General features: G+C 63.5%; 22 protein-coding genes, 1 tRNA gene, 1 rRNA gene and 1 pseudogene. 8 read left to right on the top strand and 17 right to left on the bottom strand.

Annotation, left to right across the window (positions count from 1 at the left end):
• Positions 1-2 precede the first annotated feature (2 nt).
• From CIT25_RS27260 to CIT25_RS27250, 3 genes are read right to left on the bottom strand one after another with little or no spacing between them, the layout of a single operon-like run.
• On the bottom strand, positions 3-857 hold the full coding sequence (locus tag CIT25_RS27260) for a TIGR01459 family HAD-type hydrolase (protein ID WP_095488213.1): 855 nt from the start codon (positions 855-857) through the stop codon (positions 3-5).
• Complete coding sequence (locus CIT25_RS27255; RefSeq protein WP_095488465.1) at positions 854-2,140, bottom strand: FGGY-family carbohydrate kinase; 1,287 nt, start codon at positions 2,138-2,140, stop codon at positions 854-856. Before CIT25_RS27255 ends, CIT25_RS27260 begins: the two co-directional genes overlap by 4 nt.
• Before the next feature lies 1 nt (position 2,141).
• The gene (locus CIT25_RS27250) at positions 2,142-3,185 is read right to left on the bottom strand and encodes a class II aldolase/adducin family protein (protein WP_095488211.1); all 1,044 of its coding nucleotides are present in this window, start codon (positions 3,183-3,185) and stop codon (positions 2,142-2,144) included.
• Between the two features lie 198 nt (positions 3,186-3,383).
• On the opposite strand from CIT25_RS27250, the gene CIT25_RS27245 reads away from it, so the two are divergent.
• The 6 genes from CIT25_RS27245 (at position 3,384) to CIT25_RS27220 (ending at position 10,109) form a co-directional block, all read left to right on the top strand.
• Complete coding sequence (locus CIT25_RS27245; protein WP_095488209.1) at positions 3,384-4,166, top strand: DeoR/GlpR family DNA-binding transcription regulator; 783 nt, start codon at positions 3,384-3,386, stop codon at positions 4,164-4,166.
• Complete coding sequence (locus CIT25_RS27240; protein ID WP_095488207.1) at positions 4,163-5,542, top strand: FGGY-family carbohydrate kinase; 1,380 nt, start codon at positions 4,163-4,165, stop codon at positions 5,540-5,542. Before CIT25_RS27245 ends, CIT25_RS27240 begins: the two co-directional genes overlap by 4 nt.
• Positions 5,539-7,083, top strand: a complete 1,545-nt coding sequence (locus CIT25_RS27235) for a sugar ABC transporter ATP-binding protein (protein ID WP_095488205.1) — start codon at positions 5,539-5,541, stop codon at positions 7,081-7,083. Before CIT25_RS27240 ends, CIT25_RS27235 begins: the two co-directional genes overlap by 4 nt.
• Entirely contained in the window at positions 7,080-8,078 is a 999-nt protein-coding gene (locus tag CIT25_RS27230) for an ABC transporter permease subunit (RefSeq protein ID WP_095488204.1), read from the top strand. Before CIT25_RS27235 ends, CIT25_RS27230 begins: the two co-directional genes overlap by 4 nt.
• A 77-nt stretch (positions 8,079-8,155) precedes the next feature.
• Positions 8,156-9,094 carry an ABC transporter substrate-binding protein gene (locus CIT25_RS27225; RefSeq protein WP_095488203.1) on the top strand — a complete coding sequence of 313 codons (939 nt, stop codon included), beginning with the start codon at positions 8,156-8,158 and terminating at the stop codon, positions 9,092-9,094.
• Positions 9,095-9,215: 121 nt separating this feature from the next.
• Positions 9,216-10,109: a sugar phosphate isomerase/epimerase family protein gene (locus CIT25_RS27220; RefSeq protein WP_095488201.1), complete on the top strand. Its 894-nt coding sequence runs from the start codon at positions 9,216-9,218 to the stop codon at positions 10,107-10,109.
• 92 nt (positions 10,110-10,201) lie between these two features.
• Here CIT25_RS27220 and CIT25_RS27215 read toward each other — a convergent pair whose 3' ends face one another.
• The 12 genes from CIT25_RS27215 to uxuA all read right to left on the bottom strand — a co-directional run bounded on the left by CIT25_RS27215 (position 10,202) and on the right by uxuA (position 23,671).
• Positions 10,202-11,038: an SMP-30/gluconolactonase/LRE family protein gene (locus CIT25_RS27215; protein WP_095488199.1), complete on the bottom strand. Its 837-nt coding sequence runs from the start codon at positions 11,036-11,038 to the stop codon at positions 10,202-10,204.
• A gap of 7 nt (positions 11,039-11,045) precedes the next feature.
• Entirely contained in the window at positions 11,046-12,812 is a 1,767-nt protein-coding gene (locus tag CIT25_RS27210) for a CoA-transferase (RefSeq protein WP_095488197.1), read from the bottom strand.
• On the bottom strand, positions 12,809-13,594 hold the full coding sequence (locus CIT25_RS27205) for an enoyl-CoA hydratase/isomerase family protein (protein ID WP_095488195.1): 786 nt from the start codon (positions 13,592-13,594) through the stop codon (positions 12,809-12,811). The genes CIT25_RS27210 and CIT25_RS27205 overlap by 4 nt, the downstream gene beginning before the upstream one ends.
• Positions 13,595-13,596: 2 nt before the next feature.
• Positions 13,597-14,802, bottom strand: coding sequence for a CaiB/BaiF CoA transferase family protein (locus CIT25_RS27200; protein WP_095488193.1), 1,206 nt, complete (start codon positions 14,800-14,802; stop codon positions 13,597-13,599).
• 20 nt (positions 14,803-14,822) lie between these two features.
• On the bottom strand, positions 14,823-15,608 hold the full coding sequence (locus CIT25_RS27195; RefSeq protein ID WP_095488191.1) for an SDR family NAD(P)-dependent oxidoreductase: 786 nt from the start codon (positions 15,606-15,608) through the stop codon (positions 14,823-14,825).
• A gap of 1 nt (position 15,609) precedes the next feature.
• Complete coding sequence (locus CIT25_RS27190) at positions 15,610-16,563, bottom strand: ABC transporter permease (RefSeq protein ID WP_245330006.1); 954 nt, start codon at positions 16,561-16,563, stop codon at positions 15,610-15,612.
• 105 nt (positions 16,564-16,668) lie between these two features.
• Positions 16,669-18,201 (bottom strand): sugar ABC transporter ATP-binding protein, encoded by a 1,533-nt coding sequence (locus CIT25_RS27185; protein WP_095488187.1) that lies wholly within the window; start codon positions 18,199-18,201, stop codon positions 16,669-16,671.
• Entirely contained in the window at positions 18,191-19,174 is a 984-nt protein-coding gene (locus CIT25_RS27180) for an ABC transporter permease (protein ID WP_095488464.1), read from the bottom strand. Before CIT25_RS27180 ends, CIT25_RS27185 begins: the two co-directional genes overlap by 11 nt.
• A gap of 136 nt (positions 19,175-19,310) precedes the next feature.
• Positions 19,311-20,342 carry a sugar ABC transporter substrate-binding protein gene (locus tag CIT25_RS27175; protein ID WP_095488185.1) on the bottom strand — a complete coding sequence of 344 codons (1,032 nt, stop codon included), beginning with the start codon at positions 20,340-20,342 and terminating at the stop codon, positions 19,311-19,313.
• Between the two features lie 24 nt (positions 20,343-20,366).
• Positions 20,367-21,218 (bottom strand): IclR family transcriptional regulator, encoded by an 852-nt coding sequence (locus CIT25_RS27170; protein WP_095488183.1) that lies wholly within the window; start codon positions 21,216-21,218, stop codon positions 20,367-20,369.
• Positions 21,218-22,366, bottom strand: a complete 1,149-nt coding sequence (locus CIT25_RS27165) for an ABC transporter substrate-binding protein (RefSeq protein ID WP_095488181.1) — start codon at positions 22,364-22,366, stop codon at positions 21,218-21,220. Before CIT25_RS27165 ends, CIT25_RS27170 begins: the two co-directional genes overlap by 1 nt.
• Positions 22,367-22,486: 120 nt before the next feature.
• Positions 22,487-23,671, bottom strand: coding sequence for a mannonate dehydratase (gene uxuA / locus CIT25_RS27160; RefSeq protein WP_095488180.1), 1,185 nt, complete (start codon positions 23,669-23,671; stop codon positions 22,487-22,489).
• A gap of 106 nt (positions 23,672-23,777) precedes the next feature.
• On the opposite strand from uxuA, the pseudogene CIT25_RS27155 reads away from it, so the two are divergent.
• Together CIT25_RS27155 and ftsZ are read left to right on the top strand one after the other, a co-directional pair.
• Positions 23,778-24,562: pseudogene (locus tag CIT25_RS27155) on the top strand (SDR family NAD(P)-dependent oxidoreductase).
• A 247-nt stretch (positions 24,563-24,809) separates the two neighbouring features.
• Positions 24,810-25,817: a cell division protein FtsZ gene (gene ftsZ / locus CIT25_RS27150; protein WP_095488178.1), complete on the top strand. Its 1,008-nt coding sequence runs from the start codon at positions 24,810-24,812 to the stop codon at positions 25,815-25,817.
• A gap of 266 nt (positions 25,818-26,083) precedes the next feature.
• Here ftsZ and CIT25_RS27145 read toward each other — a convergent pair.
• Both CIT25_RS27145 and rrf read right to left on the bottom strand, forming a co-directional pair.
• A tRNA-Met gene (locus CIT25_RS27145) sits at positions 26,084-26,160 on the bottom strand.
• Positions 26,161-26,293: 133 nt separating this feature from the next.
• Positions 26,294-26,408 (bottom strand): 5S ribosomal RNA (gene rrf / locus CIT25_RS27140).
• Positions 26,409-26,545 lie beyond the last annotated feature (137 nt).

Raw genomic sequence — 26,545 nt, 5'->3', positions numbered from 1 at the left:
GCTCAATCCGCAAACTTGAAAAGATCTGTCGTGTAATCCGGGTATGCGTTCAGCCCATCGAAAAGATCGGCCAGGTCAGGGGTGTCTGCCAATATTCCGGACAAGACCAGCGCAGTCGCCACGCCGGCGCCAATTCCACCGGCGATATCGTGTTCGACGCTGTCGCCGACACAGACCACGGTGCTGCGGTCCGGGTTGCCCGCCAGCGCCAGCGCTGCATCGAAGATCGGCGTGTAGGGCTTGCCGATACGGGTGACGCTGCCGCCGAGGCTCTCGTAGAGATCCGCAAGCTGACCGGCGCCAAAACGAGGCCCCACTGCCGTCAGCATGATTTTGTCGGGGTTGGTGCAGAAGCATGGCACCTGCCGCATTGCTGCCGGTTCAAAAAGTCTGCGATAATGCTCGAGATCGTAGCGATCGCCCTCGCTGGCGGCGATCAGCACCAGCTCGGCATCGTCGCCGTCGCTGGTCAACGCGAAAGACAGACCTTCAATCGCCGAGCGGTCGCCTTCCCTGCTGATCAGCAGGCACTTGGTGTTTGGGCGCAGCTTTCCGGATTTCGCCATTTCGTGAAAAGATCGCCACGCGATCTCGCCGGAAGAGACAAATTGATCCCAGCTTCCTGGTTCGAAGCCGAGCTTCAGCAAGCGGGCCTCGTTGGGCCGTGCCCGCCTGCCGGAGTTCGAGACCAGCACAATCGTCCTGCCTGCGCGCTTCAGCGCCGACAATGCCTCCACGGCGCCCGGATAAGGATTGGTGCCATCGTGCAGCACGCCGAACTGATCGAGCAGGAACACCTGATAGCGCTCAACCAGCGCGCCGATGCCGTCTAGATGCTCAACTGTTTTCGTGCTCACAAAAGCCCCGCTTCGATTGCGCCCATCAGCGCCAGCCGCGCCGTGCCGGCGGCCGCCTCGTCCGAAAGCGCCGGCAGGAAACCGACGCCCAGCTTGCGCTGCCGGATCGCGGTCCAGGCAGGATTTGCCGCACCGCCGCCGACGCTTCTGACCGACGTCAGTCGCGGGGCGCCGAGCTCGGCAAGCCGGCGATAGCCGAGCGCCTCGATCCCGGCAATGCCCTCCAACATCGCTTTCAGATAGTCGGCGTCGTCCGCAGGCCGCGGCGTCAGATGTGGCGGCAGAGCAGGATCGGCGATCGGAAAGCGTTCGCCGACCGCCGGAAGCGGATAATAGTTGAGGCCCGTCTCCGTCGTGGGGTCGATCGCCGCACTCAGCTCGATGATGCGCGCGAGGGGAAAATGCTGCGCCAGCACCTTGCCCCCCGAATTCGACGCACCACCCGCCAGATAGGCATCTCCCAACCGGTGACTATAGATGCCGAACTGCGGCGCCGAGATCGGTCGGTCGGAGAGGATCTTGATGGTCAGCGAGGACCCCAGCGCGGTGACGCCGTCGCCAACTGCCGCAGCACCCGTCGCCAGGAACGACGCGCAGCCATCCGTCGTCCCGGCGACCACGGCGACGTCACGCTCCAGGCCGAACAGGTCCGCAGCGCTCGCGGCGAGCGTTCCGACCACATCGCCCGGTTTGATGACATCGGGAAGGAATTCCATGCGCATGCCGGTTGCCGCGATCCAGTCCGGCCAGCGGCGGCCCTCGACGTCGTAGCCGGTTTTCAGGGCATTGTTCTCGTCGCTGATATCGAAGCGGTCGGAGAACTGCCCCGCGATCCAGTCGGCCTGATGCAGCACCGCGGCGACGCCAGGCAGGCGCTGGAACGACAGCGCCTTGGCGAGACCGGACGTTGGCCCAAGTGCTGCGCTCGTTGCCGGCGCCTCGCGCGCGATCACGGCGAGGATCGCGTCGTCGTCGACTTTGTCGTTGTACATCAGCGGCTCGACCAGCGGCCGCCCGGCGCCGTCGACCGGCAGCAACGTGCCCGAAGTGCCGTCGACGGCAATCGACCGGACCGCCGCGCGATCGATGCCTGAAAGCAGTTCCGTCAGCGCCGCGCCGACCGCTGACCACCACACCGAGGGGTCGCGGGCATCCTGGCCAAATCTGTCGAGTGGAACGGCGGAACGCGCGGCAATCGAAAAGTCCGGGCGCATGGCGACGGCGCGCGCACCTGATGTGCCGATGTCGACGCCGATCGAAAGCTGGTCGATTGAACGCGCCATGTCAGCCGCCGGCGGCATTGAGTTTCTGGCGATACTGCTCGGCGTCCCAGTTGATCAGCTCGTCGTTCTCGGCGGCGGTCAGATAGTTCAGCTTCGCCACGACGTCGACCCGCGCCGTCACGTCGGCGAGGCAGCGTTGCATGGCATCGGCGCCGGCACCGGCGTCGCCGCGCATCAGCACGCCAAGCCCGGGAAACAGGATTGCCGCGGGTGCCGCGCCGCACCGTTCGGTGACACACTTCACATCCTCGCCGGATCTCGCCACGACTGAACCCTGGCCGAGAAAGATGACATGATCGGGATAGAGGCTGCCTCCCGACGCCATGCGGCAGCTTTCCGGATCGATCGCGGCCGCATGCGCTTCGATATCCGCCGGCAACCTGTAACCGGTGCGTCCGATGAGCGCGGTCAATGCCGCTACGTTGGGCTCCACCACCTCGCGCGGTGGCCGCGCCAGCAGCCCTGTGACGCGACGCAGCAGTGCCTCGGCGTCAGCGACGGTCTCGGCAGCGACGACCAGCCCGTGATTGCCAAGGATCAGCACATCGACGCCTGGCCGAAGGCGCTCGGCAATGCCCTGGGCAAGCGGCAGGCCCGGTCGGCGATAGGCAACATACGCCCATTCGAGCCCATCGAGGCGCTTGGCGAGCTGAGCCTCGCAGTCGGCCTGCACGGCAAGCGAAATGGTTTCGACGCAGTGGACATGCAGAACGACGCGCTGCGGCATCAGCGCATGAACCGTGGTCTCGATCGAGGGACGCAGCTTGCGGGCATTGAGCGCCTCGATGGCGAACGCCTGCGGCTGATCGGCGGCCGGGTCGCGCTGTTCGACAGCCTTAAGCAGCGGCGCGATCGCCACCGGCACCATGATGTCCTCGGCGAGCGCATTCTTCAACCAGGTGCCGGAAGCCTTGATCCAGAGCGTGTCGCCGGCCTTCAGCGAAGTGTTGCCGCCCGCGGCCTGGGTCAAATGCGGGTCGCGCCCGATGCTGGCCGAAAGCGACCGCAGAGCAGCCAATTCCTGCGCATCCGCATAGTTTGCCATCGAATTCCTCCACAAACCGGCCGCGTGGCCACGGCTTTGGATGTCCCGCTGCCGGGATATGGTTGACGTTGGTATCGCAGATGCGAGTAAGTTACGTCAATAGTGATCTTATCTCGTCAAATCGAGCTTGCAATCCGATGTGTGTTGAGTAAGTTGCACCAATTGCCGTGGCAAAATGGCATTTTCGGGAGGTATCCGTTGAGCGACTCCGGCCGCCAGCGTCAGATCGTCGAGTTGTTGCGGGATCGCCCCTTCGCCTCGGTGCGCGAGCTGCAGGAGCGGCTCGGCGTGTCGGCTGCGACGGTGCGGCGCGACATCGACAAGATCGATGAGGCCGGTGAAGCACGGAAGGTTTATGGCGGCATCTCGGCGCTCGATGGCGCTTCTCAAGCCGGCGTCGCCTATGCCAGACCCTATGACGAAAACCGCGATCTCGCGGTCGAGGCCAAGCGGCAGATCGCCGCTCTCGCGGCGACCATGGTGCGCGATGGCGATGCCGTCATCGTGCATGGCGGTTCGACCTGTTTCCATCTCGGCGCCAAGCTCGCCGACCGCAACATCCGGCTCTACACCAACTCCATGCCCCTCATCGCCTATTTGAGCGACCACGGCCATTGCAGCTTAACCATTGCCGGCGGCGAACTGCACCGTGAGCCTGGCATCATCCATTCGCTCACCCAAGCCGTGCCGTTCTATGCGTCGAAGTTTTTTCTCGGCGCGCAAGGCATCGGCCAGGAGGGCCTGCTGGAATCGCATCCGCTGCTGGTCCGCTCCATCGTCGAACTCAGCCTATGCGCCGACCAGATCGTGGTGCTGGCCGACAGCCGCAAACTGTCGATCCACGCGCGCAACGTCGCGCTGCCCTTGTCCCGCATCGGCACTCTGGTCACCGATGAAGACCTGTCCGACGCTGACGCGCGCATGCTGGAAGACGCCGGCGTCATGGTGCGGATCGCCTCTGCCTCGGGAGCCATCCAATGAAGGTGGCTGTCCTCGACTTCGGCAAGACCAACTCGAAGCTGTTCGTCTTCGATCAGGACGGGCGGATCCTCGACGAGCGTCGGACCCAGCCGAACTGGACACGCAAAGGCGGCTTCAGCGTGCTCGACGAGCCAGCGCTTCACGATTGGGCGGCTCGCGCCGTCGACGACGCGGTCGACAATCATGGCATAGAGGGCTTGATGGTTTCGGGCCATGGCTGCACCTTTGCGTTGGTCGACGATGCGGCGCTGACGCATCCGATCCTCGACTACGAGCAGGAGCCGCCGGCCGAGATTGCCGCGCAGATCGATCGCCGCATTCCGGATTTTGCCGAGACCTTCTCGCCGCATCTGCCGCTCGGCTTCAACTATGGTCGCCACATGCTGTGGCTGAAGGCGGTGCAACCCGGCGCGTTCGCTGCGGCAAAGTCGATCCTCGGCTATCCGCAGTACTGGAGCTGGCGCTTTGGCGGCCGGGCGGCCTCGGAAGTGTCGTATCTGGGCTGTCACTCGCATCTGTGGGCGCCGCGCAAGCGCGATTTCTCCTCGCTGGTCGACGCAGAGGGATGGCGCGGCAAGATGCCCGCCTTCGAGCGTGCCGGCGCGGTCATCGGCGAGCAGCGCTTCGGCGATAAGGCGCGGCCGATCGCCATCCACAACGGTGTCCATGACAGCAATGCGGCGCTCTATGCCTATCGCCGGCAGGAGCTTGGCCCGGTCACTGTCGTCTCGACCGGCACCTGGGTCGTCGTGCTCAACCCGGACTGCCCGCTCGACGCGCTCGATCGCGACCGCGACATGCTGGTCAATGTCGATGTCGACGGTGGCCCGGTGCCGACCGTCCGCTTCATGGGCGGGCGCGAATTCGCTGTCATCAGCGAGGGCTGGCAAGGCGCAATCGATCGCTCCTCGGTACAGCAGGTGATCGACGCCGGCATCATGGCGCTGCCCAGCTTCGCGCCAGGTGGGCCGATGCCTGGCCATCCCGGCGAACTGGTCGGGCGCACACCCAACGCGGAGGAGCGCGCGGCCGTGGCGCTGCTCTATGTCGCGCTAATGGTCGATCTGTGTCTCGACCTGATCCATTCGAACAACACCGTGATCGTCGATGGCGGGCTGAACAGTGGTGGCCTGCTCGCCAGCCTGCTGGCGCAGCTGCGTCCCGGCCAGGCCTTCATGCAGGGCGCCACGCTGGAGGGCAGCGCCACCGGAGCGGCGGCTCTTGCGTTCGAGAGTGTTGGACGCGAGTTCGCCGCCGAGGCGCCGGAGCCTGTCCGTGCATCAAGCTTCGCCGGGCTTGCCGGCTATCGCGACAGCTGGCGTAGTCTCGCCACCGACCGAGGCGTCGCTGATGCTGCAGCGGGAGGTGCACGATGACCGCCGCGGCCCGGATCGAAACAGTGAGCCAGCCGGTGCTGGAGATGCGGCATATCTCGAAGACGTTCGGTCCGATCCGCGCCTTGCAGGATGTGTCGCTGACCGCTCACGCCGGCGAACTGCACGCGCTGATGGGCGAAAACGGCGCCGGCAAGTCGACGCTGATGAAGGTGCTATCCGGCGCCTACCGGCCGGACCCCGGCGGCGATATCTTGATCGACGGCGCGCCGGTCGCCACCGGCGACCCGATCAAGGCACGCGCCAACGGCATTGCCGTCATCTATCAGGAGCTGTCGCTGGCGCCCAACCTGACGGTCGCGCAGAACATCTTCCTCGGCAACGAGCCGAGACGGTTCGGCATCGTCGACCGCGACCAGTGCAATCGGCGCGCCAAGGAAATCATCGCGCGGCTCGGCGTCTCCTTCTCGGCGCGCGCGCTTGTCTCCAGCCTGTCGCTCGGCGAGCGCCAGATGGTCGAGATCGCCCGCGCGCTGTCGACCAGCGCGCGCATCATCGTCATGGACGAGCCGACCACCTCGCTGACCTCGCGCGAGACGGACAGGCTGTTCGAGGTCATTGCAACGCTGAAGTCGCAAGGCATCGCCATCATCTACATCAGCCACCGCATGGAAGAGGTCTACCAGCTTGCCGACCGCGTCAGCGTGCTGCGCGACAGCGGCTATGTCGGCACGCTCGATCGCGCCGATCTGAACGCCTCGCGCCTCGTCTCGATGATGGTTGGCCGCGACCTATCCGCCTTCTACAAGAAGGATCACCGCCCGCCGGACAGCAAGCGCGCGATCGCGCTATCAGTGCAGGGCATGTCGGACGGCAATCTTTTGAAGGACTGTTCCTTCGACCTGCACAAGGGCGAGGTGCTGGCGCTGGCGGGCCTGGTCGGCTCGGGCCGCACCGAGCTCGCGCGGCTGATCTTCGGCGCCGATAAGCACACATCAGGCACGCTGGAGCTCGACGGAAAACCGATAGCCATCGGCTCGCCGCGCGAGGCGCTGGATGCCGGCATTGCCTATCTCACCGAAGACCGCAAGGAGCTCGGCCTGTTCCTAGACATGTCGATTTCCGACAATATCAGCATGGGCGTGCTCGCAAGGGACGCGCGGGCCGGAGGCTTGCGCGACTTCGCGACGGCCGAGAGGCGCGCTGCCAAGGCCGTTTCCGACCTGTCCATCCGCACCCGGTCGGTGCAGGCCAATGCCGGCTCGCTGTCGGGCGGAAACCAGCAGAAGGTGCTGCTGGCCCGCCTGCTCGAGACCGAGCCGCGGGTCCTCGTCCTCGACGAGCCGACCCGCGGCGTCGATGTCGGGGCGAAGTCGGAAATCTACCGGCTGATCGACGATCTCGCCAAGAAGGGCATCGCCATCCTGATGATCTCCAGCGAACTGCCGGAGGTGATCGGCGTCGCCGACCGCGTGCTGGTGATGCGCGACGGCACCATCGCTGGCGAGGTGACGTCATCCGAAGGCCAGCCGCTCAGTCAGGAAGCAATCATGGAACTTGCAACGGGAGCGGCCAAGCGATGACCGACAAGGCAACCGAGATGAGCGCTGGCGACCAGGCTGTCGGCAGGAGCCGGCGGCTACGCACCGCCTTCGCCGCCCTTGGCATGCTGCCGGTTCTGATCCTTTTGGCGGCCGGCTTCCAGTTCATGAACCCGCGCTTCCTCACCGAGACCAACCTGCTGATCGTCACCCAGCAGTCGTCGATCAACATCGTGCTTGCGGCCGGCATGACCTTCGTTATCCTGACCGGCGGCATCGACCTGTCCGTCGGCGCCATCCTTGCCGCCTCGGCGATGGTGGCGGTGATGGTGTCGCTGGTGCCGGAATGGGGCATGCTCGGCGTGCCGGCGGCCATTCTGGTCGGCCTCGGCTTCGGCGTCATCAACGGGCTGCTCGTCGCCTACATCAAGCTGCCGCCCTTTATCGTCACGCTGGGTTCGCTGACAGCCGTGCGCGGCGTCGCCCGCCTGCTCGGCCAGGACACCACGGTGTTCAACTCGGACCTGCCGTTCGACTTCATCGGCAACGGTTCGCTGTTCGGCATCCCCTGGCTCGTCATCATCGCTCTGTCGGTCGTGGTGCTGTCCTGGCTGGTGCTCAAGCGCACCGTGCTCGGCACCTGGATCTATGCCGTCGGCGGCAATGCCGAGGCCGCCCGCCTCACCGGCATCAAGGTGCCGCTCGTGCTGCTCTTCGTCTATGGCGTGTCCGGTCTCCTGGCCGGCCTTGGCGGCGCCATGTCGGCGGCCCGGCTCTACGCGGCCAATGGGCTGCAGCTTGGGCAGTCGTACGAACTCGACGCCATCGCCGCGGTCATTCTCGGCGGCACCAGCTTCGTCGGCGGCGTCGGCTCGATCTGGGGCACGCTGATCGGCGGCCTGATCATCGCGGTGCTCTCCAACGGGCTCATCTTGGCCGGTGTTTCGGACATCTGGCAGTACATCATCAAGGGATTGGTCATCATCGTGGCGGTCGCCCTCGACCGCTACAGGCTCCAGGCAGGAGCAAGAACGTGATTGACCTTAGTCGCCGGCGTCAACGACCGGTTTCATGTAACGCACCGTGAGAGGCGCGGGGCATCAGGAGGAAAAGAATGAAGACCATCGCTAAACTGCTCTGCGGCGTTGCCCTTACGGCCGTCGCCATCGCACCGGCTTCGGCCAAGGATCTGAACAAGGTCGGCATCTCGGTCGGCCTGCTCGGCAACCCGTTCTTCGTCGCAACCATCAAGGGCATCGAAGACGCGGCCAAGAAGATCAACCCCAACGTCGAGGTGACGTCGGTGTCGGCCGACTACGACCTCAACAAGCAGGTCTCGCAGGTCGACTCGTTCATAGCGGCCGGCGTCGACGTGATCATGCTCAACGCCGTCGATGCCAAGGCGATCGCGCCGGCGGTGAAGAAGGCGCAGGCGGCGGGCATCGTGGTTGCCGCGTTCGACGTTTCGGCGCCGGGCGCCGACGTCACCGTGATGACCAACAACGTCAAGGCCGGCGAAGCGGCCTGCCAGTATCTGGTCGACCATACCGGCGGCAAGGGCGACTATGTCATCCTGAATGGCCCGGCATCGTCGTCGATCCTGGAGCGGGTGAAGGGCTGCAAGGACGTGCTTGCGAAGCACCCGGATATCAAGATCCTCTCCGACGACCAGAATGCCGAAGGCTCGCGCGACGGCGGCCTGAAGGTGTTCCAGTCGCTGCTGACCCGCTTCGACAAGATCGACGCGGTGTTCGCCATCAACGATCCGACGGCGATCGGCGCCCAGCTTGCGGCCAAGCAGCTCAACCGCTCGGAGTTCATCTTCACCGCGGTCGACGGCGCGCCCGATATCGAGAAGGAACTCTCGTCCGGCACATCGATGATCAAGGCCTCGGCCTCGCAGGACCCCTATGTGATGGCTGGCCAATCGCTGCAGATGGCGGCTGAAGTGCTCGCCGGCAAAAAGCCGGCCGAGGCGACGGTGCTGCTCGACCCGCAGCTGATCACGGCCGAGAACCTGAAGGACTACAAGGGCTGGACCGCAGCCCGCTAAGCCTCCCAAGGCTGGTGCGGCCGGGATGACCGGCCGCGCCGTTTTTTTGTTTGAGCATCGGATTCTCCCAAAACCGGTTTCCACTTTTGGGTCCGATGCTCCCGCGCAACCGGAGACGATTATGTCGCGCATTGGAATCCATTCTTTCGTCTGGTCGGCAAGCTCGGCGCAAGGCGACCTCGAACGGACGCTGGCCAACACCAAAGAGGCCGGCTTCGACCTGATCGAATTCTCCTATCTCGACCCTGCCAATGTCGACATTGGCGGGCTGGCCAAGCGCATCGCCGACCTCGATCTCGGCGTGGCGATCAGCATCGGACTGCCGGCCGACGGCGACATTTCGAGCGCCGACAAGACGATTGCCGCGCGCGGCGTCGAAATCCTCAATGATACCATTTCGCTGACCCGCGATCTGGGTGGCCAGAAGGTCGCCGGCATCCTCAGCACGGGCCATGGATTGCAGACGCAGGCGCCGACGCGCGATCAATGGAACCGCAGCGCCGGAACGCTCGCCAAGGTCGCGGAGACCGCTAAGGCCGCCGGCGTCACGCTCAACCTCGAGATCGTCAATCGCTTCGAGAGCAATCTGCTCAACACCGCGGCGCAAGGCTTGGCCTTCATCGAGGACACCGGCTCCGACAATATCTTCCTGCATCTCGACACCTTCCACATGAATATTGAGGAGGCCGATGTCGGACTGGCCATCCGCCACGCCGCGAAGAAGATCGGCTATGTCCATATAGGCGAGAGCCATCGCGGCTTCCTCGGCACCGGCAACATCGACTTTGCCGCGATCTTCGATGCGCTGACCGCAATCGGCTACAGCGACGATCTCAGCTTCGAATCGTTCTCGTCGGAGATCGTCGACGAGAACCTGTCGAAGAAAACCGCTATCTGGCGCAATTTGTGGACCGACAATATGGAGCTGGCTCAGCATGCACGCCGCTTCATCGCCATCGGGCTGGAGACGTCACGGCGCAAGGCCGAGCTTGTTTCATCAAGCCATCGACCTTAGCACCCACCCCGGCCTCATCCATCAGGCGTGGCTCGAGCATCGGACCCAAAAGTGGGTACCGGTTTTGGGAAAATCCGATGCTCAAATAAAATCTAGTTTGGAATTGTGGCCAGGTCGATCTCGGTAATATGCCAGCGACCCAAATTGGCCGTGTAGAGTTTATCGCCCTTGAAGGCGATGTTGGTGGGATGCGCCAGTGTGGTCGCGGCCGGGTCCTCGATCAGCACTTCGAGGCCTCTGTCCTGGCGCCAGCGATAGATTCGGCTTGGCTCGTAGCATGAGATGAAAAGCGAGCCGTCGGGCGCAAAAGCCAATCCGTCCGGGACATTGTCGACGCCATCGACGACGATCTGCCTGGCGCCAGCCGCGCCGTCAGCCAGGATCGGCACATAGCTGATGCACGCCGCATTGCTTTCCACCACATAGAGCCCGCTGCCGTCCGGCGCCATCGTCATGCCGTTGGCAAAGGCCATGGGTTCGCGACACCACAGGCGGCCTTCACCGGTCTTCAGATCATAGCGGAAGATGCCGGAGCGGTTGTCTTCGCCTGCGCTGTCCGACACGTAGAGCCAGCCTCGTGTCTCGTCGACGATCGGATAGTTCGGCACGCGGATGCCAGCCGAGGCGAAGCGCTCCATAAGACCAGTCCCGGCATTCCAGCGAAAGATCGCCGAATGCTTCAGATCGCAGGCGAAACAGTTTCCCGCGCTGTCGAAAGCGATGCCGAGCAGAAAACCTTCCGTGCCACCCATGCGTTCGGCCGAGCCACCATCGGCGGAAAGCCGCAAGAGATCGCCGGTTTCGGTGCCGCACCAGATCGACCCGTCGCGGTTGACGGCCACACCCTCCGGATGGGCGACGCGCGGACTGGTGAAGATACCGTCGAAGAAGACCCGGGCGGCGGCCATTTCAAGCAACGGCTTTGCCATTGGAGCTTCAGCCTCCTGCGGTCTGCGCGGCGATGCAACGCTCGACCATGATGCGGTCGGCGGCGAGGATCTCGGCTATCAGTGCACCCCGCTCCTTGGCGCTGACGAATTCCAGGCGGCGCAGACCGAGGGGATCGATTCTGTTTCGCAGGACATCAAGCGTGTCGTTTGAGGGCAGCGGAATTTGCCGGCAGTCGGCATCGAATGACACGGGAAAACCAGTGGCATCACGGATCTGCTGCTGCGTGATATCAGGCATGGTTTCGATGACGATCAATTCCCGGCTCGATCGGTCGAGCCGAAAGACGCAAAGATCGGTGAACACCAGCGCCTCACCGGTCCGATAGCCCATCGGCTCGCGTTCATTCTGGGTGAGCAAGCCTCGCGCCGAACTGGCGATCTCGACGTCGTCCACCAGCGACTGCACCGAATGGCGGGGAACGTAGAGCAAATAGTCGCGATGCATGTTGGCGACATCGGCCATGCCGCCCTGCCCGGGCAGCCGGATGAGGCCGCCATCGCGCTTGCGCAGCGCGATGGTGTTGACGCGACCGCGTCGATCGACTTGCGCGGCCCCGACGATCTCATGGGTCACCGCGCCGGCCTGATAGTAGGTCGAGTAGGTGTCGTCGCCACCGGCATGCGCCACCGCCGTCTCGCAATCGAGGCTTTCGATCAGCGACAGTATCATCGGGCTCGGCGCGATATCGAGGTGGCCGCAACTCATCGTCGCGATGATCATGTCCGGCGCGTGGGTCGCCTTGGCCAGCCGGTAGGCGACGTTGGCCAGCGGCGACACCGCGCCGGCACTGGCAAAGCTGTCGTTGTCGAGCTCGGCGGCGATACGGGCGGCGATGATCTCGTCGATCGACGCTTTCTTTTCGCCCTGCGCGAGAGCGGGCGTTGCGAGGGCCGTTTCGGCGCGGATTTTCGCAGCATCCTGAACCAGCTCCGGCACGCCTTCGGAAGGCAGGCGCAGAGTGTCCGCCAAAGGTGCTTCCCTGGCTGCGAACGCCCCCGACAACGCTTGATAATCGGTCACATAGAACGGCAGGCAGGAGGCCGGATAGGCGCCGCTCGGCGCCAGCGCTATGGCCGAAACCTGGTTCCGCGTGAGAATGCTCTGGCGGCCGTCATGCCGCAGCGCCCCGACAGGGACGATCTCCTCGACCGTGACCAGCACCTGCCGCGCCGCGCCCGCCATGGCAAAGTCCAGCGCCCGAGGCCCGATGATCTGGACATTGCCGCTCTCGTCGGCGCGCTGGGCGTGGACGACGAACGTATCGAGCCGCAGCGGCGGGATGAACCCTGTCTCGGTCCCGGCAACGGGATCGGGAGCGGCGAGCGCGCCCGGCACACGCGCGAGCATGTCCGAGCCCTGCGGAAGCTGGAACGGCATCGACGGCAGGTTTTGCTGCGCCGCCCGCAGCGCCTGGATCATCGCCAGCGCCGTCCAATCGCGGACGGGCACGGCATTCGTCTCGGCAACCGCGCGGAAACGCGGCGGAAGGCCAAAAATGTCCAGGCTGGAGAAGCAGAGGTCGATTTCCGCTACCGCATCCGCTTCGAGAAGCAGTTCGAGCGGCAGCCCACCGGCCCAGCAGACGTAGCGCAAATCCTTGATATCAGAGCCGGCGATGGCGCGCAGCAAGGCGATCGGCAGCCGGGCGAAATGATGGCCGCCGACGCCGAAGACGTCGCCACTTCCAACCAAAGCAGCCAGCCCTTCGACATCGGTGAAGCGCGGGCGGTTCGGCTCGACCAAGGAGGTCATTGCGCTACCTTCGCCCGCGCCGCGCTTTTCTCGGCGAACGCCTTCACTCGCTGCTGGCCGATCTCGCTGCGATAGAGCCCGCCCAGAATGTCGCGTTCCATGGCGAGGCCATCGGCCAGGTCGCCCGATACGGCATGCGCCGTCAACGCTTTCAGTCCCTCGATCGCTGCAGCCGGTTCGGCGGCGATCATCTCGGCGAGTTCCAGCGCCCGCGGCATCAGCCTTTCGACGTCGACGACCTCGTTGACCAGTCCAGCGTCGATGAATTCGGAAGCCGGCACGATGGCGCCGGTCATCAGCAGGAGATTGGCGCGGTTGCGGCCGAGTTTTTGGACGCTGCGCTGTGTGCCGCCGCCGCCGGGGATCAGTCCGAGTTTGATCTCCGGCAGGCCGAGTTTCGCGAACTGGTTGGCGATCACGATGTCGCAGCACAGCACCAGCTCCATGCCGCCGCCCAGCGCGAAGCCATTGACCGCGGCGATCACCGGCTTGCGGTTATTCTCGATCGCCGCATACATGCGAGTGCCGGCGGCCTGGAAGGCGTCGAACTCGGCAGCCGTCTGGGCGGCGTATTCCTTGATGTCGGCGCCAGCCATGAAGCCGCGTCCTTCGCCGGTCACAACGATCGCACCGACACCGTCATCCCCGGACAGCGCCTCGAAGGCGCCGGTGATCTCGCCTTGCATCAGCCGGTTCATGGCATTGAGCTGGTCGGCGCGCCGAAAAGTGACGACGGCGACGCGACCCGAGATTTCGACCGTAAGCGTCTGGTAGGCGGGCATCGTCAGGTAGCGTCCACGGTCATGTCGCCGGACGCCTCAAGTGCTGCAATCTCGTCTTTGGAGAGGCCGAACTCGGCCAGGATCTCGCGACCATGCTGGCCGACCAGCGGGGCGGGCCGTTCGATGGTTGCGGGGGTCTCGCTCATTTTGACCGCCGGCGCGACCACCCTCACCTTGCCGCCGCGCGGATGATCGTAACTGGTGATCATGCCCATGTGCTTGACCTGCGGATCCTCGGCAGCGCGGCGGATATCCTTCACCTCGGCGCACCAGATATCGACTGCAAGCAGCCGCGCCAGCAGGTCCTGCGTCGCAAACTTCCTGGTCTCGGCGTTGACCTTCTCGAACACCTCGTCGCGCTTGTCGAACAGCGTCTTCAGATCGTCGTAGACGGCAAGCTGCGGCGCCTCCAATGTCTCATACAGCGTCTTGAACGGGCTCATGGCGATCGACACATGGCCGCCGTCCTTCGCTTCGTAGATGCCGAACGGAGCCTGCATGCCGGGATGGCCGATACCGGAATTGGGCCGCACGAAATCCTCGCCGAGATTGAGCACGGCGACATACTCCTGGTTGAGATGCGCGAGCATCCCGGCCAGCAAATTGACCTCGATCTTCTGGCCCTTGCCGGTTTTCTCGCGATAGTAGAGCGCCGACAATATGCCGTAGACCATGTTCATCGCGCCGATCTGGTCGGCGAGGCCGGCGCCGGCCGGAACAGGAGCCTGGTCACCACGGCCGGTGTTGGAGATCAGCCCGGACAGCCCCTGGATCAGCATGTCCTGGCCCGGGCGCTCGACATAAGGGCCTTCCTCACCATAGCCGGAGCCCGAGCAATAGATGATGCCGGGATTGACTGCCTTGAAGTCCTCGTAGCCATAACCGAGCTTGGCCAGCACGCCGGGGCGAAAATTCTGCACGACGACGTCGGCCTTCTTGGCCATGTCCATGACGATCGCATGCACCTTGCGGCTCTTCAGATTGAGCGCGATCGAGCGCTTGTTGCGGTTCCAGGCGAGGAAGTTCGGGCTCTCGGAGCCGCCGACCCATTTGGCGAAGAAGGTCATGCTGCGGAACATATCGCCGGCGCCGGCGCGCTCGATCTTGATGACGTCGGCGCCCATGTCGCCGAGCAGCTGCGTGGCGAACGGCCCTTGCAGCAGATGGCTGAAATCGAGGATGCGGACGCCTTCGAGGGCCTTGTTCATTTTATGTCTCGTTTCGTGTGTCAAAGCAGATCGGGAACGTAGCGTGGCGCGGCGGTCAGCCCGCCATCGACGCGCAGGTCGGTGCCAGTAGTGAAGCCGGCGGCATCGGAGGCGAGATAGACGGCGGCTTCCGCCACTTCGGAAGGCTCGCCGATGCGGCCGAGCGGATGCATCTTCACCCACGCCTTGGCGAGATTGCCGCCGATCTCCTTGATTAGCTTGTCGTTCATCGGCGTGTTGATGGTGCCTGGCGAGATCGAGTTGAAGCGGATGTTGAGCGGGCCGAACTCGACCGCCATCTGGCGCGTCATCGCCATCACCGCGCCCTTGGCGCCGGCATAGGCGGTCCAGCCGTCGAGCCCGATATGCCCCTGCGCTGAGGCCATGTTGATGATCGACCCCGATTTCTGCGCGATCATGTGCGGCAACGCGTATTTGCAGCCGCGAAAGACGCTGGTCAAATTGACCGCGATCAGCCGGTGCCACTGCTCGTCAGTCATCTCGTGGACCGGCATGCCGCCGATGGCGATGGCGGCGTTGTTGACCATCACGTCGAGGTGGCCGGTCTTGCCGACGGCGGTAGCGATGAGGTTGACGATGTCGGCCTCCTTCGACACATCGCAATGCACGTAGTCGGCAGCGTGGCCAGCCGCGCGCAGTTTCGCCGCGAAATGTTCCCCGCTCTCGTCGGCGATGTCGCTCAAGAAGACATGCGCACCTTCCCTTGCCATCGCCGCCGCGATCGCATGGCCGATGCCTTCGGCGGCGCCGGTGATGATTGCGCTTTTCCCCTTGAGACGATCCATGTCAGCCTCCAATGATGCGCCGGCGCTTCGCTTCGTCGAAAGCGACAGCGGCAATGATGATCATGCCGGTGATGACCAGCTGCCACTCGGTCGGCAGGCCGAGTCCGCGCAGCCCGTTGGACAGGAACTGCAGGATCAGCACCCCGAGCGCCATGCCTGTCAGGCTGCCGATGCCGCCGGCAAGGCTCACCCCGCCGAGCACGGTGGCGGCAACGACCTGGAACTCGAAGTTCAGTCCGGCCGTATGCTGCGCTGAGCCGACGCGGGCCGCGAGAATAATGCCGGCAACCGTCGCCAGCATCGCGCTGATGATGAAGCAGATGAACTTGACCCGGCGCACGTCATAGCCGGCGAGCCGTGCCACTTCCGGATTGCCACCGACAGCATAGATCTGCCGTCCGAACGGCCGGTGCCGCATCATGTAGGCGAAGGCAGCGAGCAGGACGATCGCAATCACCGCCGAATAGGGAACGACATTGAACAGGCGGCCATCCGACAGCGCGATGAAGCTGTCGAGAGCGGCATCGGCGGGGATCGCCCGCTGGCCGGTATAAAGATACACCCCACCGCGCATGATGAACATCGTGCCCAGGGTCACGATCAGCGAGTTGATCCCGGCATAGGCGGTGAGATAGCCATTCACCACACCGATGATCAGCCCGAACAGCAGCGCACCGCCAACGCCGAGCAGCAGGGAGTTCGTGTCGTTCATGATGATGATCAGCGGCAGGGCGATGGTCGCCAGCAGCGACCCGATCGAAATGTCGACCTCGCCGGACATGAAAACGATGGCGCAGCCGATGCCGGCGGTCAGCGCCAGGGACGCCTGCCCGAGCACGTTGGTCATGTTGCGCACGGAGAAGAAATTCTCGGCGGTGAAGGAAAAGAACGCGATGACCAGGATGAGGCATAAGAGCAACGCCAATTCCTGCCGCGCGAAGAGCCGCGCCAACATGGACGGCCCGGCTCTCATCGTCTCTGTGCTTGCCAGGCTCATAGCTTGCCACCATCGAAGGCGTCGGCCGAATGCCAGGGAATGCGGCTGCGAAGCGTCATCGTCTTATCCGATCGCTGCATTGAGGATTTTCTCCTGCGTGGCGTCGTCGCGCGACATGATCGCGGTGAGCCGGCCCTCGCACATCACCGCGACACGGTCGGAAAGGCCCAGCAACTCGGGCATCTCCGATGTCATCATGACGACCGCCAGGCCCTCGCCGGCGAGCCGGTCGATGAGCGCGAAGATCTCCGACTTGGCGCCGACATCGATGCCGCGGGTCGGCTCGTCGACGACGATCACGTTCAGGCCCCGCATCAGCCAGCGCGAGATCAGCACCTTCTGCTGATTGCCGCCGGACAGGTTCTTGATCTCCTGGAACAGGCTGGGCGTCTTGATGCGGAAGCGGTCGACATAATCCTGCACCGCCTTGCGTTCCCCGGCCTTGTCGATGAAGCCCATACGGGCGAAGGCGCCGAGCGAGGCGAGGCTGGCATTCTGGTAAACCGGCAATTCGCCCATCAGCCCTTCGCTCTTGCGGTCTTCGGTAAGCAGGCCGATGCCGAGCCGGACACCCGTATGCGTGTCGTGCGGCAGCAGGCGGTGACCGTCGACGGAAATCGTGCCGGAGGTGATCGGATCGAAGCCGACGACCGCCTTGGCAAGTTCGGTTCGGCCGGCCCCCATCAAGCCGAAGAAGCCGAGGACTTCGCCGGCATGCGCTTCGAACGATACGTCCTTCAGCTTCTTCGCCGTGCTGAGCCCTTGCACGGATAAGGCGACCTTGCTGCCCGGTGCGCCGCGCTTGCGCGGAAACAGGCTTTCGATGCGACGGCCGATCATGTCCTGGATCAGCGTATCATTGGTGTGATCGCCGATCGGTCGGGTCGAGACATGCCGACCGTCGCGCAGAACAGTGACCGTGTCGGCGATCTCGAAAACCTCGTCGAGCTTGTGGCTGACATAGAGCACCGCAATGCCGAGCGCGGCCAGCCGGCGGATGACGGTGAACAGCAGCGAAATCTCGTTTGGCGTCAGCGAGGACGTCGGCTCGTCCATGACCACGACGCGGGCTTCGTGGGCGAGAGCGCGCGCGATCTCGACCATTTGCTGCTGGCTGACCGGCAGCGATCCCGTCCGCGCCGCCGGATCGACATTGAAGCCGATGCGGTTGAACAGCGCGGCGGAATCGGCGCGGATTTTCCTCCAGTCGATCGAGCCGCCCTTGCCGGTCGGATAGCCCTCGAGGAAGATGTTCTCGGCCACGGTGAATTCGGAGATCAGCGCGATCTCCTGGAACACGACCTTAATGCCCTCTTTCAGGCTGTCGCGCGGCGACTTGATGTCGAGCTCGCGTCCGCGCATGCGGATGGTGCCGGCATCCTTGCCGTAGACCCCGGCCATGATCTTGATGAGCGTCGACTTGCCGGCGCCGTTCTCGCCCATCAAGGCGTGGATCTTGCCGGGCTCCAGGGTGAGGTCGACATTGTCCAGCGCCACCACGCCCGGAAAGCGCTTGTCGATGCCGCGCATCTCAAGCGCCGGCACGCTTGTGTCGACGGCCGCGCCTTCGCCGGGGTGAAGGAAATCAACGGACATTGGCTCTGTTCCGGATGATGTCGAGATAGGTTGCCAGAATGATGACCACGCCGGGCACCACCATCTGCAGGTCCTGGTTCCAGCCCAGGATGATGATACCGTTGTCGATGACCTTCAGCACCAGAACGCCGAGCAACGTGCCGAACAGCGAGCCGCGCCCGCCAAGCAGGCTGGTGCCACCAAGGATGACAGCGGCGATCACCGTCAGCTCGAAGCCGCGTCCGGCGGTCGGCTGACCCGCATTCATCAGCGACGCCAGGATCATGCCGGCAACCCCGACGCACAGGCCGGTGACGACGAAGGCGAACAGTTTCAGACGCTCCGAGCGCACACCGGAAAGACGAACCGCACGCTCATTGGCACCGACCGCATAGAGGTAACGGCCAAGCGTGGTGAAGCGCAGCGTCACGGCTGCGATGGCGAAGATGGCCACCGCAATGACGACGGGCAGCGGGATCGCGCCGATGTAGCCGGCACCGAGATCAGTGAAGCTGACCAGCCGGTGATGGTTCTGCACGGCCTCACGGGTGAATAGATAGACGCCGCCCTGCAGCATCATCATCGTGCCGATGGTGGCAATCAGCGAATTCACCTTGAGCCTGGTGACGACCAGCCCGTTGAACAGGCCGACCCCGCCGGCAAAGGCGAGCGCCGCCAGCATGCCGAGCACGAGGCTGTGCGTCGAGTTGAGCACGGCCATGCCGATACAGCCGACAAAGGCGAGCGACGCTCCGACCGAGAGATCGACCTCAGCGGTGATGATCAGCATGGTCATGCCCGAGGCGACGATCAGCACCAGCGCGCATTGGCGCAGGATGGCGATGATATTGGCCTCGGAATAGAACTGTGGCGCTGCGATCGAGATGGCGATGCAAAGCACGGCCAGGATAATCCCCAGCACGAGCTGGCTGCTGCCCAGCAGCTGGCCGCCGATGAAACGCCTTGGCGCGGAAGATTGCGTAAGCTCGCTCATTTCCATTTCATTTCCGGGGCGGCATCGGGTGCCGTCGCTATTTGGAAACCTGCCTAAACCGGGCGGTTGACCTGTTTTGCCGTCGGCATCCGATCAGTTGCCCTTCCCGCCGAGCGGGAAGGGCGATTTTGGGATCCTACTTCTTCAGGTCGGCGGAGGTTTTCATGCACTTTTCCGGCGGCTGAAGCGCGTTGACGGCATCCCATTTGATCGTCCGGACAGTGCCGTCGTAATCGTAGTACTTCTTCCAATCGTCGCCGTTCATCGGCGCGGTCGGGCTGACGATGTGCTCGGGCACCTCTTCGCCGTTGAACAGCTTCACTGCGGCATCGATGGCGGTGTAGCCTTCCTTTTCCGGGAACATCGCGGCTTCGATGCGGTAGGACGGCTCGTTCTGTATCGCATTGATGAAGGCAAGGCCTTCGCCACCCGTGCCGACCGTTAACAAATTATCCTGCGACTTGCCGGCCGCTTTCCAGGCCTGCAGGCCGCCCAGCGACGAGGAATCGTTGATGCCATAGATGATGTTGATGTCGGCGTTCTTGGCAAGCGCCGCCGAAGACACTTCGAGCGCGCGGTCAGGATTGCCGCCGCCGTCGAGATCGTGGACCATGACCGCGTCAGGGATGATGGTCTTCAGGCCGTCCATGAAACCTTGCGAACGCAGGACGGTGGCAGACAGGAGCGGCAGGCCGACATTCATCACCTGGGCTTTGCCGCCGAGCTTTTCCTTGGCGTATTTGCCTGCTTCGACGCCAGTCGTGTAGCCGGTATCATAGTCGCAGATCGCGACCATGGTCGTCATGCCCTTGACCGGATTGCCTTCCAGAACGACGGGGACGTCATTGGATTTCGCCTGGCGCAGCAGCGGCACGACGCCCTCTTCGTTGACAGGCGTGACAATCAGCACGTCGACGCCCTTGGCCATGAAGTCTTCCGCGGCAGAAACCTGCTTGGCGATGTCGAGATTGGCGTCCTGCACCTCGAGCTCGATGCCGAGTTCCTTGGCGCGAGACTGCATGCCCTTGATGACATTCTGATACCACTCATGGGTGGCGTAGTTGGTGACGTAGCCGATGCGCTTCGGCATGTTTTCGGCCTGCGCGGCAGCGGCGCTCAGGGCCAGCGCGGCCGCCGAGGCAAACAGGATTGATTTGGACCAATTCATCTTCTTCTCCCTGATATCATCTTGTTAGTTGCTGAACGGATAGTCCCGCCGTTCCGGGTCGGCACGTGACGAAGCGATGATTTCACCCGCGCCCAGCGCCGCCGATATTGTCTCGGCTGCCGCTTTCGCCCGTTCGAAGACGGTTTCGCGATCGAAGCGAGCGGCTTTCTGCGGCAGGAACGGGACTGTGAGCGCGGCAATGACCGCACCCGTGTGGTCGCGCACCGGCATTGAGACGTTGGTGCAGGCCTCGACGGCCAGCGAGGGGCGCATCTCATAGCCGAGCCTTGCGACCTCGTTCAGCCGCGCTTCGATTTCCGCCCGCGTGCCCTGCCCCTCGCCGGCGGCCACAATCCGCTCGACGATGCGGTCGCGCTCGGCCTGGTTCGAATGTGCGAGCAGCACTGCGCCGGAGCTCGTTTCTAGGATCGGGAAATGCGAGCCGAGCGCGACCGAGTAGCGCATCGGCAAAGGCGAATCGATCTGCAACACCACCAGCGCGCTCTCGCCTTCGCGAACAACCAGATGGCAGCTTTGATCGGTATTGGCCGAGAGCTCGCGCATCACCGGCAGCGCGCATTCGACCAACCGGTTTACCGGCGGATGCATATGCGCCAGCTCGAACAGTTTTAGCGAAAGGCGGAAGCGGTCGGATTGCGTCCGGAAGATGTAGCCGCGCTTCTCCAGCAGAAGCAGGATGCGGTATATCTCATGGATGGAGCGCCCCAGGCCGGCGGCGATCTCGGTCTGGGTCAGCGGCTCGGCACTGGACGCCATGAACTCGAGAGCGTCGAGCGCCTTTTCCACCGCCGGCACGCGATAGCCGTTGCGGCCGCTTTCGCCTTCTTCGACGATCTGGGCTATGTCGGCGGCCATTATGCGACGCTCCGTTCCGGTTGGCCTCGTCTGGTCTCGCGGTAGAGGCGGTTCAGCCGATCCGCGAGTTCGGTCGCGGGCATGCCGCCGGCGATGGCAGCGGCCGCATGCGGAGCGCATTCGCGGAAAAAGGTGATGAAGCCCGGATGTGTCGGGCGCAGGTAGGACGCTTCGATCGTCGCAAGCGTCGAGCTGAAGAAATTGCCGGAAAGATCGTTGACTTCGGCGTCCTTCCACGCCGCCAGCGATTCCGGCTGTCCGCCTGACTTCACGTAGTCGCCGCGCTGGTAGCCGGGCGAGCATAGGAAAAGCGCGTAGTCGATGGCGGCCTGCCTGTGTTTCGATTGGGCGCTGACCCCGATGCCGGCACCACCGAGCAAGGCGCCAGCGGATCGCGGGGTCGGCACGTCGGCGAAACGCAGATACGGCCTGTCGGCGTTCGAGGCATAGTTCACATAGCCGAAGGCGAACGGCACATAGACCACATCGTCATGCGCGATCATGTGGTCATAGCAGCGGATCGGATTCCATTTCGACGAACTCGGATGCGACAGCTCGGCAAGCTGGCGCAACTGCGCGACAGCCTGCTCGACCTTGTCCCTTGCAATGAACTCCTCGCCGTTCTCCTGCGGATGGCCGAGCGTCAAGAGCAGGCACATGGCGTCCGTCGGCACGAACGGCAGGCCAAGCCACTTGCCGTCCTTGCGCACGCGACGGCCAAGCTCCAGCACCTCTTCATGAGTAGTGGGCACCGCTGCGTAGCGCTCCAGGAGATCCGGGCGATAGGAGGCGACCTGGCAGGCGGCATCGATCGGCAGTGCCCACTGGCGGCCGTTCCGTGCATAGGATCGCCAGGACGCGCCGACCGAGTCGTGCTCGAAGAAGCGGCGCTGCTCCACCGACAAATAGCCGTCGAACGGCACCATCAACTCGCCGTCGGCGATGTCGCCGATAAAGGGATGATCGAATACGATCAGATCGTAGGTGCCTAGCACCGGACCAAGCACGCCCTCGCCGAACTCGTAGAGGCTGCGGCGGTCCCATTCGATTTCCAGACCGGGATTGTCGGAGCAGTACGTCTCGATGCTGGCGTCGAGCGGACCCCAGCAGCGTCGATGATCCCACGCCAGACCGCGCAGCCTTGTCATTCCTGAAAAATTCCTCCCGAACCGGGCGCTAGCCCGATCCGAGATTACTAGCAGGTATTTTTACCTGCGCAAGATATTTTCACATAGGAAAACTACGTTTGGGCTTCCTGTTTGGCGATCTCAGGCCAGCCCAAAACGCTCCACGGCGCGCATGATGCCACGCAGCTCGGCGAGGCCCTTCAGGCGGCCGATCAATGAGTAGCCGGGATTGATCTTGGTCTTGCCGATATCGTCGGCGAGCAAATGGCCATGATCGGGACGCATCGGAATCCGCCAGTCGGCGCGACCTTCCCTGCGACGGCGCGTCTCTTCCTGCATCAAAGCGAGGATGACATGCGCCATGTCGGTGCCGCCCTCCAGATGCTCGGCCTCGTAGAAGGAGCCGTCATCCTCGATGGTTACATTGCGCAGATGGACGAAATGGATCCGGTCGGCGAATTCCTTGACCATGCCGACAATGTCGTTGTCGGCGCGCGTGCCATAGGAGCCGGTGCAGAACGTCAGCCCATTGGCCGGGCTGTCGACGGCGTTAAGGATGAAACGCGCGTCCTCGGCGGTCGAAACGATCCGTGGCAAGCCATAGAGCGAGAACGGCGGGTCGTCGGGATGGATGCACATGCGCACTCCCTCCTGCTCGGCCACCGGAATGATCTCGCGCAAAAACCAGGCAAGATTGTCGCGCAACTCCTTCGGCCCGATCGAGTCATATTCCGCCAATGCCTCGCGAAAGCTTTCGCGATTATAGCTGCGCTCGGTCGCCGGCAGGCCGGCAATGAGATTGCGCTCTATCCTGTCGATCTGCTCGTCGCTCAGTTCCTTCAGTCGCGATTCCGCCTCGGCGATACGGGCGGCGCTGTAGCCGGCCTCGGCATTCCTGCGCGTCAGCACAAACAGGTCATAGGCGGCGAAATCGATCGCATCGAAACGCAGCGCATAACCCGTTGTCGGAAGCCGATAGGCCAGATCCGTGCGGGTCCAGTCGACCACGGGCATGAAATTGTAGCAGATCGTCGAAATGCCGGCCTTGGCGAGCGCACGGATCGTGTCCTTGTAGAAGCCGACATAGCGAAGCCGTTCCGCCGAGCCGATCTTGATCGAGTTGTGAACGGGAATGCTCTCGACGACCGACCAGGTCAGCCCTGCCGCCTCGATGATCCGCTTGCGCTCCAAAATGCTGTCGAGCGGCCAGGCACGCCCGTCATATATGTCGTGCAGGGCCGTCACCACGCCTGTCGCAGCTGCCTGCTTAACATGATCGAGCGTCACCGGATCGTCCGGTCCATACCAGCGCCAGCACTGTTCCATTGAGACTTTCCCTTTGCGATAAAAACAGAACAGAAAGGTATTGTTGGGCCACAATGGAAGTCAAACTAAAGCCGGCTTCCGACGACCAATGAAGGAGTTTTCCGCAATGAAGGATTTCGACGGCAAGATCGCTCTGGTGACGGGGACGACCGGGATCGGCCTGGCAACCGCCCGACGTCTTGCGGCAGGGGGTGCTGCGATCATCGCTTGCGGCATCGACCGCGCGGCCAACGCAGCGATGACGGCGGAACTGGACAGATCCGCGCCGGGGCGCTGGTCATGGCCGTCGACGTGTCGGTGCCGGATCAGGTTCGCGACGCGGTCGCGGCCGGTGTCGAGCGGTTCGGCGGCCTCGATATCATCGTCAATTCCGCGGCGGTCCATCCATATGGAACCGCTACCAGCACCGATTTCGACACCTGGAACCAGGCGATGTCAGTCAATGTCGGCTCGATCTACCTGACCGCGCATTTCGGCATCCCGGAAATGATCAAGCGGGGCGGCGGCGCCATTGTCAACGTGGCTTCGGTGCAGGGCTTTGCCTGCCAGCAGAACGTCGCCGCCTATGCCACGACCAAGGGTGCCATCCACACATTGACGCGCTCTCTGGCGCTCGACTACGCACGCTCCGGCATTCGCGTCAACTCCGTCAGCCCTGGCTCGATCCGCTCGCCAATCCTGGAAAAGGCGGCGCGCGGCGAGAATGGCACCGATGCCGATGTCGAGGCGGCCTACAGGCGCTTCGGCGAAGCCCACCCCATCGGACGCATCGGCGAGCCGGAGGAAGTGGCGGAACTCATCGCCTTTCTGTGTTCGTCGAAAGCCGGGTTCTGCACTGGTGCGGACTACAAGATCGATGGCGGCCTGACGGCCGGCATCGGCGTGAAGTAGAACAGGAAGATCGCCCCGGCCCTACCCAGAGACGCTGACATCAGACAACTTTCGAAGCACTGACGGCGAACCAATGGCGCGTAACATGCGCGAGTTTGCATAGTGCACTTGCAGCCGAGTCAACCGTCTGATTCCCTTAGGCACGCTGGGCTGTCCTGATTCGCTCACTGTCCAAAGTCTTGCAGTGCGTCGGGAACAAGCCTTCCACCGACCCCTGCGCTTGCGCATTCAACGGGAGAGACGGCAAATGAACACTGCAACGAGGCCGGTAATCTCCGAGATGAGGCCCAAAATATCCGTCATCGGAGTTGGCGGCGGTGGCGGCAATGCCATCAACAACATGATCGCCGAAGGCTTGCAGGGCACCGAATTTATCGTTGCCAACACCGATGCTCAGGCGCTCACCATGTCGAAGGCAACGCGGCTGATCCAATTGGGAGCTCACGTGACGGAGGGCCTGGGTGCAGGATCGCTGCCCGAAGTTGGCCATGCCGCTGCCGTGGAATCGATCGACGAAATCATGGACCATCTCGCGGGAACGCATATGTGTTTCGTGACCGCAGGCATGGGAGGCGGAACTGGAACCGGTGCGGCACCGGTCATAGCGCAGGCCGCGCGCAACGCGGGAATACTGACGGTGGCCGTCGTCACCAAGCCGTTCGTGTTCGAAGGGAACCGTCGAATGCATGCGGCCAATGAGGGCATCGAGCGGCTCCGCGAGAGCGCCGATACCGTCATCGTCATCCCGAACCAGAATCTCTTCAGGATCGCCGATGCCAAGACGACGTTCGCGGACGCGTTCGCCATGGCGGACCGCGTCCTCTACGCGGGCGTCGGCTGCATCACCGATCTCATCGTCAAGGAAGGGCTGATCAATCTCGACTTCGCAGATGTGAAGTCGGTGATGCGCGATATGGGTCGCGCGATGATGGGCACCGGCGAAGCCACCGGGGAGGACCGCGCCAGGAAGGCGGCCGAGGCGGCAATCGCAAACCCGCTTCTCGACGAAGCGTCCATGATGGGCGCCAAGGGCGTCCTTGTCTCGATATCAGGCGGCACTGATATGACGCTGTTCGAGGTCGACGAAGCTGCCACCCGCATACGCGAGGAGGTCGACGCCGACGCCGATATCATCGTCGGCGCCATTTTCGACAAGGCGCTCGCAGGAAAATTCAGGGTGTCGGTCGTTGCGACGGGATTGCGGCGAGGGCTTGAGATACCGCTGATGGCGGGGTCGGAAAACCGTGTGAATTGAGCGACGCCCTTATGGCAGCACCGCGGCAGGTTTCGACTAAGGGTCCGCAGCTCTGAGACCGCCGACGGACGGCGGACGGGCGGGCTTGCCCAAACCGCAATTGTTGCGGGATGAGCTGCGGGTTAAATTGTCGATTCTGTCTGCGCGACTCTACCGTTGAATTGGAACGCCTGCTCAGCGCTCATGCGCCGGCCGCGTGAACAGGGTCTCGACCGTGCCGGGCCGCAAACGCAAAACGGCCCGCGTGAAGCGGGCCGTTTTTGATTTGGTTGCGGGGACAGGATTTGAACCTGTGACCTTCAGGTTATGAGCCTGACGAGCTACCGGGCTGCTCCACCCCGCGTCAATCTTAGAAGTAAGCGCTGGCTTACTGGGTTCAAGCTTCCGCCAACTGAAAGGGCCGCTTGCGCGGCCCGGGCTCCCGTATGGCGGGCCTGTTTTGTAAGGAGAAGATTTTTTCAACGTGCGTTTTGCAGACCTGGCAGCGACCTACTCTCCCGCGTCTTGAGACGAAGTACCATCAGCGCTGGAGCGTTTCACGGCCGAGTTCGGAATGGGATCGGGTGCAGCCGCTCCGCCATAACCACCAGGTCGGCAAAGCGCACGTTGCTCGAGAAGCTGTTTTCTGTGCCATCCATCTCGGCGCAATCCAAAGGATTGCGCTGGTGATGGGCATAAGGAATGAGAACGATCAAGCCGATCGAACTATTAGTACCGGTAAGCTTCAA

Source organism: Mesorhizobium mediterraneum (genome assembly GCF_002284565.1).
Taxonomy (GTDB): Bacteria; Pseudomonadota; Alphaproteobacteria; order Rhizobiales; family Rhizobiaceae; genus Mesorhizobium; species Mesorhizobium mediterraneum.
Note: the sequence above shows the minus strand (reverse complement) of the source record. Positions and strands in the feature narration are given on the sequence as shown.